Annotated in this window: 6 protein-coding genes; 3 read left to right on the top strand and 3 right to left on the bottom strand. The window is 71.8% G+C overall.

What is annotated here, in order from left to right; translation table 11 throughout:
- Positions 1-235: 235 nt before the first annotated feature.
- Both M8C17_RS24370 and M8C17_RS24365 read left to right on the top strand, forming a co-directional pair.
- A complete protein-coding gene (locus tag M8C17_RS24370) occupies positions 236-6,082 on the top strand; it encodes a ThuA domain-containing protein (RefSeq protein WP_252418881.1) in 5,847 nt (1,948 codons plus the stop codon).
- Positions 6,083-6,153: 71 nt separating this feature from the next.
- Complete coding sequence (locus tag M8C17_RS24365; RefSeq protein WP_252418880.1) at positions 6,154-6,684, top strand: hypothetical protein; 531 nt, start codon at positions 6,154-6,156, stop codon at positions 6,682-6,684.
- Between the two features lie 118 nt (positions 6,685-6,802).
- On the opposite strand, the gene M8C17_RS24360 is transcribed toward M8C17_RS24365, so the two are convergent.
- From M8C17_RS24360 to M8C17_RS24350, 3 genes are all read right to left on the bottom strand, one after another.
- Positions 6,803-7,765, bottom strand: coding sequence for an aldo/keto reductase (locus tag M8C17_RS24360; protein ID WP_252418879.1), 963 nt, complete (start codon positions 7,763-7,765; stop codon positions 6,803-6,805).
- Between the two features lie 67 nt (positions 7,766-7,832).
- Complete coding sequence (locus M8C17_RS24355; RefSeq protein ID WP_252418878.1) at positions 7,833-9,512, bottom strand: ABC-F family ATP-binding cassette domain-containing protein; 1,680 nt, start codon at positions 9,510-9,512, stop codon at positions 7,833-7,835.
- Between the two features lie 40 nt (positions 9,513-9,552).
- Positions 9,553-10,158 carry a class I SAM-dependent methyltransferase gene (locus tag M8C17_RS24350; RefSeq protein WP_252418877.1) on the bottom strand — a complete coding sequence of 202 codons (606 nt, stop codon included), beginning with the start codon at positions 10,156-10,158 and terminating at the stop codon, positions 9,553-9,555.
- A gap of 102 nt (positions 10,159-10,260) precedes the next feature.
- On the opposite strand from M8C17_RS24350, the gene M8C17_RS24345 reads away from it, so the two are divergent.
- On the top strand, positions 10,261-11,361 hold the full coding sequence (locus tag M8C17_RS24345) for a hypothetical protein (RefSeq protein ID WP_252418876.1): 1,101 nt from the start codon (positions 10,261-10,263) through the stop codon (positions 11,359-11,361).
- Positions 11,362-11,405 lie beyond the last annotated feature (44 nt).

Below are 11,405 nucleotides of genomic sequence, written 5' to 3'. Positions count from 1 at the left end.
CGACGAGATCCGCTGGGCGCTTCATGCGGTCCTGTTCGGAATGTCGCCCCCCGTTGCAGAACCGTTACCCGCCGGCATCTTGCCGGACATTGATCCAGCAGAATTAATTTGTTCAGCGATTCGACAAAAATGCTGGCGTGGGCGCCCTGGCACGGCACCCGCACCAGCTCCATCTGGGACGGTCTTCGGCGAGCCGGCCCCCGCGATCCCTGTCCACCGAGACATAGGAGGCGGCGTGTCCCCATCTCGTCGTGCCCGAGTACCCATCACCGCGACCCTCATCTCCCTCGCCCTCGCCTCGACAACCCTGTTCGGAGCACCCGCACAGGCGGCACCGGCCGCCGGGCAGGTGCCCCCGCGAGACGCGCACGCCGCGACCCCGGTCAGCCAGGTGGTGCCGAAGGCACCCAGGGCCGCCGCTGACGATCCCTTCTCCGTCCTGGTCTTCTCCAAGACCGCCGGCTTCCGGCACGACTCCATCCCCACCGGCGTCGCCGCCATCCAGCAACTCGGCGCCGCCAACGGGTTCACTGTGGACAACTCGGAGGACGGCGGCGCGTTCACCGACGCCAACCTGGCCAAGTACAAGGCCGTGATCTGGCTCTCCACCACGGGCGACGTGCTGAACGCCGAGCAGCAGGCGGCATTCGAGCGCTACGTACGCGCCGGCGGCGGCTACGTCGGCATCCACGCCGCCTCGGACACCGAGTACAGCTGGGCCTGGTACGGCGACCTGGTCGGCGCGTACTTCGCCAACCACCCGGCCAACCAGCAGGCCACCGTCAAGGTGGAGGACCACGCCCACCCCTCCACCAGCGAACTGCCGGACCGCTGGTCCCGGTTCGACGAGTGGTACAACTACCAGACCAACCCTCGGCCGGACGTGCACGTGCTGGCCAGCCTGGACGAGAAGAGCTACACCCCCGGCGCCGGTGCGATGGGTGCCGACCACCCAATCGCCTGGTGCCAGGACTTCGACGGCGGTCGCTCCTGGTACACCGGCGGCGGGCACACCCGCGAGTCGTACGCGGAGCCGGAGTTCCTCAGCCACCTGCTCGGCGGCATCCGGACCGCCGCGGGCGTGGCCGACGCCGACTGCGGCGCCTCGAAGACCGCCAGCTTCGAGAAGGTGACGCTGGACAGCAACACCAGCAACCCGATGGAGCTGGACATCGCCCCGGACGGGCGGGTCTTCTACGTCGAGCGCGACGGCCGGGTGCAGATCGTCAAGCCGGACACCGGCAACACCGTCACGGCGGTCGACCTGGACGTCTTCACCGGCAACGAGGACGGTCTCATCGGCATCCGGCTCGACCCGGACTTCGCCACCAACAAGTGGGTCTACCTCTACTACGCCCCGAACGACGGCATCGCGCGCAACCTGCTGTCCCGGTTCACGGTGACCGGCGACACCATCGACCCGGCGAGCGAGAAGCAGGTGCTGCGGGTCGACACGCAGCGCAACACCTGCTGCCACGCCGGCGGCAGCATGGCCTTCGACGGCAACGGCAACCTCTACCTGGCCACCGGTGACAACACCAACCCGTTCGAGTCCAGCTCGTACGCGCCGCTCGACGAGCGGCCGGGCCGTCAGGACTTCGACGCGCAGCGCACCTCCGGCAACACCAACGACCTGCGCGGCAAGGTGATCCGGATCCACCCGGAGGACGACGGCACGTACACCGTCCCGGCCGGCAACCTCTTCCCGTCGGGCACCGAGAAGACCCGTCCCGAGATCTACGCCATGGGCTTCCGCAACCCGTTCCGGATCGGCATCGACCCGGGCAGCAACACCCTCTACGTCGCCGACTACGGGCCGGACGCCAACGCGGACAACCCGACCCGGGGCCCCCGCGGCCTGGTCGAGTGGAACATCGTCGGCACCCCGGGCAACTACGGCTGGCCGTACTGCACCGGCACCAACGAGGCGTACAACGACTTCACCTTCCCCTCCGGCCCGAGCGGTGCGAAGTTCGACTGCGCGGCGCCGGTGAACAACTCGCCCAACAACACGGGCCTGACCAACCTCCCGCCGGCCATCCCGGCCACCGTCGACTACGGCTACGCCGGTGACGCGCGGTACCCGGAGATCGGCGGCGGTGGCGCCCCCATGGGCGGCCCGGTCTACCGGTACGACGCGGACCTCGACTCCGACCGGAAGTGGCCGGCGTACTACGACGGCAAGGCGCTGCTGGGCGAGTGGAACCAGAACAAGATGTACACCATGCAGGTGACCGACGACGGCAAGTCGTTGGTGGACATCAATCAGCTGCTCACCGGCATGAGCATGATCCGGCCGATGGACTTCGAGTTCGGCCCGGACGGTGCGCTGTACCTGATCGAGTGGGGCAGCGGCTTCGGCGGCAACAACGACAACTCCGGCGTCTACCGGATCGACTACATCGCCGGCGACCGCGCACCGATCGCGGCGGCGAGCGCCACCCCGACCTCGGGTGCGGCACCGTTGACGGTCGCCTTCTCCAGCGCCGGCTCGCGGGACCCGGACGGTGGCACGCTCACCTACGCCTGGACCTTCGGCGACGGGCAGACCTCGACCGAGGCGAACCCGACGCACACCTACGCCACGGCGGGCAACTTCACCGCCCAGCTCACCGTGACCAACCCGAAGGGCCGTACCGCGGTCGCCAACGTACCTGTCACCGTGGGCAACACCGCACCGACGGTGACCATCGAGTTCCCGCCGGACGGCGGATTCTTCGAGTGGGGTGACCAGGTCCGTTACACGGTCAAGGTGACCGACCCGGAGGACGGGCAGATCGACTGCGACCGGGTGCAGCTCCAGGTGCTCCTCGGTCACGACGAGCACGCCCACCCGCTGGAGCAGCACACCGGCTGCACCGGCACCGTCCAGACGTCGCTGGCGTCTGGGCACGGCGCCGAGGCGAACGTCTTCGGGGTCTTCGAGGCCACGTACACCGACAAGGGTGGCAACGGCGGAGCCGGACCGCTCACCGGGCGGGCCATCGAGCAGTTGCAGCCCAAGCGCAAGCAGGCCGAGTTCTTCACCGCCACCGGGCGGGCGCCGGTCAGCACCGGCGGCGGGGATCCGGGCGTGCAGCGGGAGACCAGCGCCGACACCGCCGGTGGCGGCCAGAACATCGGGTTCATCGAGGACGGCGACTGGTGGTCGCTCGCCCCGGCGGACCTGACCAACATCACCGACATCCGGTTCCGGGCCGCCTCGGCCGTCTCCGGCGGCCGGATCGAGGTCCGCGTCGGAGCGGTCGACGGACCGGTGGTCGCCACGGCCACCGTGCCGGGCACCGGCGGGTGGCAGACGTACACGGACGTGACCGCGCCGGTGACCGGCGCCGGAAGCGGCACGCTGTACTTCGTCGCCCGGGACCCGAACGGCGGCGCGGGGTCGCTGCTCAACGTCAACTGGATGGACTTCCTCGGCCGAGGAGTCACCGAGAACGCTCCGCCGACGGTGAGCGCCACCGCCAGCCCGGCGACCGGCACCGCGCCGGTCACCGTCGCGTTCGACGGCACGGCCACCGACGCCGAGGGCGACACCCCGCTGACGTACGCCTGGGACTTCGGTGACGGCGGCACGGCGACCACTGTGGACGCCAGCCACACGTACACCAGCCCGGGCACGTTCACCGCGACCCTCACGGTGACCGACAGCAAGGGCGCCAAGTCGTACGCGACCGTGCCGGTACGGGTCGACGCTCCGGACACGTCCTGCTTCGGGGCGCGCTCGGACGACTTCAACGGCACGAGCCTCGACAAGGCACGGTGGACCAGCGTGGTCCGGGAGAACCAGCTCTACTCGGTCTCCGGGGGCGCGCTGCGGCTGCCCACCGCGGTGGGTGACCTCTACGGCGCCCGCAACGACGCCACCAACCTGGTGCTTCAGGCGGCTCCGACCGGCCCCTGGGAGATGACCACCAAGGTCACCCTGCCGGTGACGGCCAACTACCAGCAGGCTGGCCTGCTGGTGTACGGCGACGACGACAACTACGCCAAGCTGGACCTGCTGTACAACGGCAGCCGGCGGGTGGAGTTCATCCGGGAGACGGCCGGCACGCCTCGCAACGAGGCTGCCGACAGCGTCGCCGCGCCGGCGGGTGACACCGTGTACCTGCGGATCACCAGCGACGGGACGAACCTGACGGCGGCCGTCTCGGCCGACGGGCAGACCTTCACCCCGGCCGGCCGCTCGGCCGCGCTCGCTGGCATCACCAACCCGAGGATCGGGGTCTTCGCGCTCAACGGCGGCACCGAGGCACCGGTGGTCGACGCCGCCTTCGACTCGTTCCAGGTCACGCCGGACGCCCCGGCCGGCCCGGTCGACCCGTCGGACGAGTTCACCGGTGGCACGCTGGACAAGTGCCGCTGGAACGCGATCCTGCGGGAGGACCCGAACGGTTACCGGGTCACCGGTGGCGCGCTGCGGATCGACGTGCCCAACGGTGACATCTACGGCGGCGACAACACCGGGCCGAAGAACTTCATCCTCCAGACCGCGCCCTCGGGCGACTGGACCCTGGAGACGAAGGTCGACGGCAGCCTGCTGAACGAGCAGTACCAGCAGGCCGGCCTGATCGTGCAGGCCGACGACGACAACTACCTGAAGTTCGACTACATCGCGGACAACCAGGCCGGTCAGCCGGTGACGCGGCGGATCGAGTTCCGCAGCGAGATCGGCGGGGCGGTCCAGAACCCGCAGCCGGAGGCGGCGAACCTGACGGGTGCGGTGTGGTACCTGCGGCTGGCCCGCAGTGGCGACACCTTCACCGCGTCGTACTCGGCCGACGGGACGACCTGGACCGCGTTGACGGCGCTCACCAACGCCGCGGTCGGGGCCACCCCGAAGGTCGGGCTGTTCACCCTCGGTGCCAACCAGACCGCCTCGAAGACCGCCGGGTTCGACTACTTCCGGCTCAGCACCGAGGCGGCCGACACGACCGCGCCGGTGACCACGGCGGCGGTCTCCGGCACCCCGACCGACGGGTGGTACACGGGGCCGGTGACGGTCACCCTGACCGGCGCCGACGAGGCCGGCGGCAGTGGTTTGGCCGGCACGGCGTACCAGTTGGACGGGGCCACCACCTGGACGGACTACACCGCTCCGGTGGCGGTCAGCGGCGACGGCGAGCACGAGCTGCGGTTCCGCTCGACCGACGAGGCGGGCAACGTGGAGTCGACGAAGACCGTCACGGTCAAGATCGATGCCACCGCGCCGGTCACCTCGGCGTCGTTCGCTCCCGCGAACGACGCCGGCTGGCACGACGGGACGATCCCCGTCGTGCTGACCTCGACCGATGCCGGTTCCGGGGTCAAGGCGGTGGAGTGGTCGCTGGACGGTGGCGCGTGGACGCCGTACACGACGCCGGTCGAGGTGACCGGTGACGGGCAGCACGAGCTGCTGTTCCGGGCCACCGACAAGGCGGGCAACGCCGAGACGCTCAAGTCGGCGGTGCTGCGCATCGACGGCACCAAGCCGACGCTGCTGGTGTCCGGGATCGCCGACGGCCAGCTCTACGGGGACAGCCAGGACCTCCGGGTGTCCTGGCAGGCCGTCGACCCCACCTCGGGCATCGCGAGCGTGGTCGGCGACCTGGACGGCCGGCCGTACGCCAGCGGCACCCTGCAGGCCATGTACGAGCTGCCGCTCGGCCTGCACGAGCTGACCGTGACCGCGACCGACAAGGCGGGCAACACGACCACCTCGGAGGTCCGGTTCTTCGTCACCACCTCGTTCCGGGACATGCAGAACCTGCTGGACCGGTTCAAGGCGACGTCGCGGCTGTCGGCCAACGCGCACAAGCAGTTGACGGCGAAGCTCGACGCGGCTCGGAAGGCCGAGGCGTCGGGCAACGACACGAAGGCGGTCAAGCAGCTCACCGATTTCCGGACCCTCGCCACGAACGCCGCCCTGGTGTCCGAGGCCGAGATCCGGGACGTCCTCGTCCGGGACGCCGACGCCATGATCGTCCGGCTCGGCGGCGCGGCTAGCAAGGCCGGGGTGAAGGCGAACGACGGCGAGCCCGTCAAGGGCACCGGTCGGCTCGGTGGCGACGCCACCCGGCTCGCCCCCGGTCGCCAGCTCTGATCCGACGAGGCCCCTCCCCGACGCTCCGGCGCCGGGGAGGGGCCTCCCTCATCCGCAGTGAGGAGAGGTCCGTGACGCGTATCCGCAAGGGGTTCGCCGCCCTGCTCGTCGGACTGGCCCTGGTCCTGTCCGCCGCCGCGCCGGCCGCGGCGCACACCGGCAAGCTCAAGCTGACCGTGGCCGGCGACGGGGCCGACGGGGTGACCGTGCAGGCCACGTACGCCGACGGGCACCGGCTGGACAAGCCAGTGCGGTTGACCCTCACGGGCACCGGCCCGGAGGGGCGGCGGCTCGGCCCGGTCCAACTGGAACCGCAACCCGAGGGACAGGGCTTCTACAGCAGCGGCCCCGTGCTCTCCCCCGGCACGTGGCGGGTGACGGTGAAGGCCCCGGCGCCGAACGCCGGTCAGGCCGCCGCCGAGATCCAGGCACGGCCGGCGCAGTCACCTCCGGCGCCCGCACCGGTCGCCGTGACGGCACCGGCCCCGGCCGACCGGGCGGAGGGAAGCACGTGGTGGTGGCCGGTCGCACTGGCCGCCCTGGTGTTGACCGCGCTGGCGGTGGCGGTGCCCATGCTGTTCAGCCGACGCCGAACCAGTTGACCACCCGGGGCGCTGCGACGCCCCGCCACGACGGAGGGCCGGACCGTCCCGCACGGTCCGGCCCTCCGTCGTGTCCGGGCGACGGCCGGGGCGGCACAGCCGCCCGTCGACGCGGTCGTCAGAGGATGGCGCTCAGCGCCGCCAGGTCCTCGTCCGTGGGCTCCCAGGTGCCGGCGGCGGCGTTGTCGTGCACCTGCTCGGGCGTGGTGGCGCCCGCGATCACCGAGCTAACCGCCGGCTGGGCGGCCAGCCCACCGATCGCCACCTGGAGCATGGTCAACCCTCGCTCGGCCGCGTACGCCTCGATCGCCTCGATGGTGTCCCAGTCGGCGGCGGCGAAGCGCTCGGCGTACCGCCCGCCGCCGGAGAGTCGGCTGCCGGCCGGCGGCTGCGCGCCGCGCCGGTACTTGCCGGTGAGCAGGCCGTTGGCGAGCGGGAAGAACGGCAGCATGCCGAGCCCGAACCGCTCACACGCCGGGATCACCTCGGTCTCCACGGACCGCTGCAGCAGGTTGTAGTGGTTCTGCGCGCTGATGAACCGTGCCCGGCCGTTGGACGAGGCGACCCAGTCCGCGTCGGCGATCTGCCAGCCGGTGAAGTTGGAGTTGCCCAGGTAGCGCACCTTGCCGTCGCGGACCAGGTCGTCCAGGGCCGCCAGCGTCTCGTCGATCGGGGTGCCCGGGTCGGGCTCGTGCACCTGGTAGAGGTCGATGTAGTCGGTGCCGAGCCGGCGCAGCGACGCCTCGACCGCGCGGGCGATGTAGCGCCGCGATCCCCGGGCGCCGAAGTCCGGCCCGTTCAGGCCGTTCATGTCCATGCCGAACTTGGTGGCCACCACCACGTCGTCCCGGCGTCCCTTGAGCGCCTGCCCGAGCAGTTCCTCGGAGCCGCCCTGCGGCTCGCCGTAGATGTCGGCGGTGTCGAAGAGGGTGATCCCGGCGTCCAGGGCGGCGTCCACCACCGCCTGGGTGCCGTCGAGGTCGAGCTTGCGGCCGAAGTTGTTGCAGCCGATCCCGACGACGGACACCACGAGCCCGGAGTCGCCCAGCCGGCGATAGGTCATCTCAGTCACGAGATCCACCCTATGCCTGAGCAGGGACGGGCCACCTGTCAACTCCTGCCGTGCGCAGAGCGGCCCGTCCCTTCGCTCAGCCGACGTCCCAGACCGGCTCCGGTGTCTCCACCACCTCGCTGTCACCCCGGAACAGCACGAACCGGTCGAAGGAGCGCGTGAACCAACGGTCGTGGGTAACCGCGATCACGGTCCCCTCGAACGCGTTCAGGCCCGCCTCCAGCGCCTCGGCGCTGGCCAGGTCGAGGTTGTCGGTCGGCTCGTCCAGCAGCAGCAGGGTCGCCCCGGACAGCTCCAGCAGCAGCACCAGGAAACGGGCCTGCTGCCCGCCGGAGAGGGTGCCGAAGCGCTGGTCGCCCTGCGCGGCCAGCTCGTAGCGGCTGAGCACCCCCATCGCCGCGTGCCGGTCCATCCCGGTCCGGTGCTCGTCGCCCCGCCAGAGGATCTCGACCAGCGTCTTCGACATCAGCTCCGGACGGTCGTGGGTCTGGGAGAAGTGCCCGGGGCGCACGCGTGCGCCGAGTCGCGCCGTGCCGTCGTGCGCCACCGGCGCGAGCGCGCCCGCGCCGTCGACCGGCCCGTTGGCCGGGTCCGGGTCGGTGCCACCGCGGGCCAGCAGCCGCAGGAAGTGCGACTTGCCGGTGCCGTTGGCACCCAGCACCGCCACCCGGTCTCCGTACCAGATCTCCAGGTCGAAGGGGTAGGTCAGGCCGTCGAGCTCCAGCTGCTGGCAGACGACCGCGCGCTTGCCGGTCCGCCCGCCGGTCAGTCGCATCCGGATGTCCTGGTCCTTCGGCGGTACGGGCGGCGGCCCGGCCTCCTCGAACTTGCGCAGCCGGGTCTGCGCGGCCTGGTACCGCGAGGCCAGCCCGTCGTTGTACGCCGCCTTCTGCTTGTACATCAGCATCAGCTCGCGCAGCTTCTGATGTTCCTCGTCCCAGCGGCGGCGCAGCTCGTCGAGGCGGGCGTGCCGGGCCACCCGCGCCTCGTACCAGCTGGCGAAGCCACCCGGGTGCACCCAGGCGCTGCCGCCCTCCACGGCGACCACCCGGTCGGCGGTCTGGGCCAGCAGTTCGCGGTCGTGCGAGACGTAGAGCACCGACTTGGTCGACTCGCGCAGGCGCGCCTCCAGCCAGCGCTTGCCGGGCACGTCGAGGAAGTTGTCCGGCTCGTCGAGCAGCAGCACCTCGTCGGGGCCGCGCAGCAGCAGCTCCAGCGCGAAGCGCTTCTGCTGTCCACCGGAGAGGGTGCGGACCGGCCGGTCCCGGACACCGTCCCAGGGCTGGTCGAGCACGATGGTGGCGACGGTGTCGAAGAGCACCTCGGCGTCGTACCCGCCGGCCTCGCCCCAGGCGCCCAGCGCGTCGGCGTACGCCAGCTGGGCCTTGCCGGCGGCGGTGCTGTACTTGCCGCGGACCTCGGCCGCCCGCATGGCCGCCTCGGTCTCGCCGAGCCGGCGACCGGCCTCGCGCAGCGGCGGCGGGGCCAGCGACAGCGCCAGGTCGGCCAGCGTCGACTCGTCGCCGATCATGCCGATGAACTGGCGCATCACGCCCAGTCCGCCGGCCCGCGCGACGGCGCCGGTACGCACCGGCAGGTCGCCGGCGACCATCCGCAGCAACGTCGTCTTACCCGCGCCGTTCGGCCCGACAAGGGCGACCTTGCTGCCCTCACCGACCCGGAACGACACGTCGGCGAAGAGTTCCCGACCGTCGGGCAGGATGTGCCCGACCGCTGCCACGTCCACGTATCCCACGCCGGGATCCTGCCCCAGCGCGGGCCGGGGGGACATCCAATTACCGGGTGACCCGCAGCACCCGGAAGCCCTTCTGGCTGGCGCACCGCTCGACCTGCCAACCCTGGTCGATGAGCCACCGGTGCAGCGAGTCGCCGCCGAGGTGCCGGGCGACCACCAGCCAACCGACGCCGTCCGGGGCGAGCCGGGGCAGCCAGCGCAGCAGCAGGTCGTGCAGCCCGTCCTTGCCGATCCGGATCGGGGGGTTGGACCAGAGCTGGGCGAAGCGGATCTCGGCCGGCACGTCGTCCGGCGCGCTGACCCGGACCCGGTCGGCGGCGCCGACCCGGGCCGCGTTGGCCGCGGTCAGCTCGCGGGCGCGGGCGTTGACGTCGACCGCCCAGACGGTGCTCGACGGCGCCGCGTCGGCCAGCACGGAGGCGATCGGCCCGAACCCGCAGCCGAGGTCGAGCAGGTCGCCGGTGGTGTCGGCGGTGGGCAGCTCGGCCTTGCGCAGGAGCACGGCGGTGCCCGGGTCGAGTCGGCTGGCGGAGAAGACGCCGCCGGCCGAGGCGAGCCGGTAGTCGCGGCCGGCCACGGAGAACTCGACCTCGCGCGCCGGGGCATCGCTGGCGGGCTGAGCGGTGAAGTAGTGGTCGCCGGTCACGCCGGCAATTCTCGCACCGGCCCGGGCAGGCCACGACACGGCCCACGCACACATTTCCCGTTATTACCCCCTAAAGGGACAATGGCTCCTACTCTGGGCGACATGGTGTATCGGTACGAGTCCGATGAGGACGTCTTCGAGGAGTACCCGGAGCCCGGGTCCGACCTGGCCGTGCGCGGCGGCACGCCCCCGCCCGCCGGGCCCTCTCCGTCGCGCTTCCCCACCCCATCGCTGCGTCGACCGAACCAGATCGCGCTGCCGTCGTCCCAACCGCCGCCGGCCCGTGCCGACCTCCCGCCGGCCCGAGAAGACGTCCCGCCGGCTCGTGCCGACATCCCGCCCGCCGCGCCGCGCGACCAGGTCTACACCTCGGCGCAGCCGATCGAACCGACACCGGGGCGTACCGGCGGTCGACTCTGGCAGGTGCTGATCGGCGGCGCGGCCGTGCTGGTTCTGCTCGCGCTCTGCGGTCTGGGCGCCGCCGCGCTGCTGGCGGATCGCGACCCGCAGCCGCAGGCCACGCCCACCTTCCAGCCCAACGCCGCCGCGCCCACGCCCGACGAGCGGCAGGACCTCGACTCCCGGGACACCGACCAGGCTCCGCTCACCGCCAAGGAGGTCTTCCCCGGCAAGGAGCTGAAGCTCACCGACGGCCAGCCGGGCTACCAGGTCCTCAAGACGCACTCCAGCGGCAGTTGCGCCGTCGCCGCCACCGACGAGGTGGCCGACCTGCTGGTCCGGCTCGGCTGCAACCAGGTGGTCCGGGCCACCCTGCGGACCCCCGACGGCGACCACCTGGTCACCACCGGCTTGTTCAACCTCACCGACAAGGTCAGCGCGGAACGCGCCCGGGACCGGGTCCGGCAGATGCTCGACGAGCGGCAGGGCCGGTTCCGGGGCCTCGTCGGCAGCGAAGGCGACGGCAGTGACGTCATCGCCACCGCCCCGGCGCGGGTCGGGTGGCAGGTTCGCGGCCACTACCTGGCGTACGCGCTGGTGGTCCGCGCGGACGGCGCGGCGGTCAAGTCCGGGGACGCCAAGATCCGGGAGATCCTGTTCGACATGATCGAGCAGCACCTCAGCCGGGGTGTGCTGCAGAAGCGGGCCGACGGCGGCACGGCCGGGCAACCGACCGCGGGGCCGACGGAGAGCAGCGGAGCCCAGAGCGGCGACACCGGCGACGGTGGACTGCCGGGCAACTGACCGACCGTCGGCGACCAACGCTCGACCGGGACCGGCCGTCGGCG

The sequence above is a fragment of the Micromonospora sp. RHAY321 genome (assembly GCF_023896955.1).
Classification (GTDB): Bacteria; Actinomycetota; Actinomycetes; order Mycobacteriales; family Micromonosporaceae; genus Micromonospora.
Note: the sequence above shows the minus strand (reverse complement) of the source record. Positions and strands in the feature narration are given on the sequence as shown.

What these genes read in the sequence shown, in the direction of transcription:
- M8C17_RS24345 (WP_252418876.1), top strand. Translation starts at nt 10,261, where the DNA reads ATGGTGTATCGGTACGAGTCCGATGAGGACGTCTTCGAGGAGTACCCG.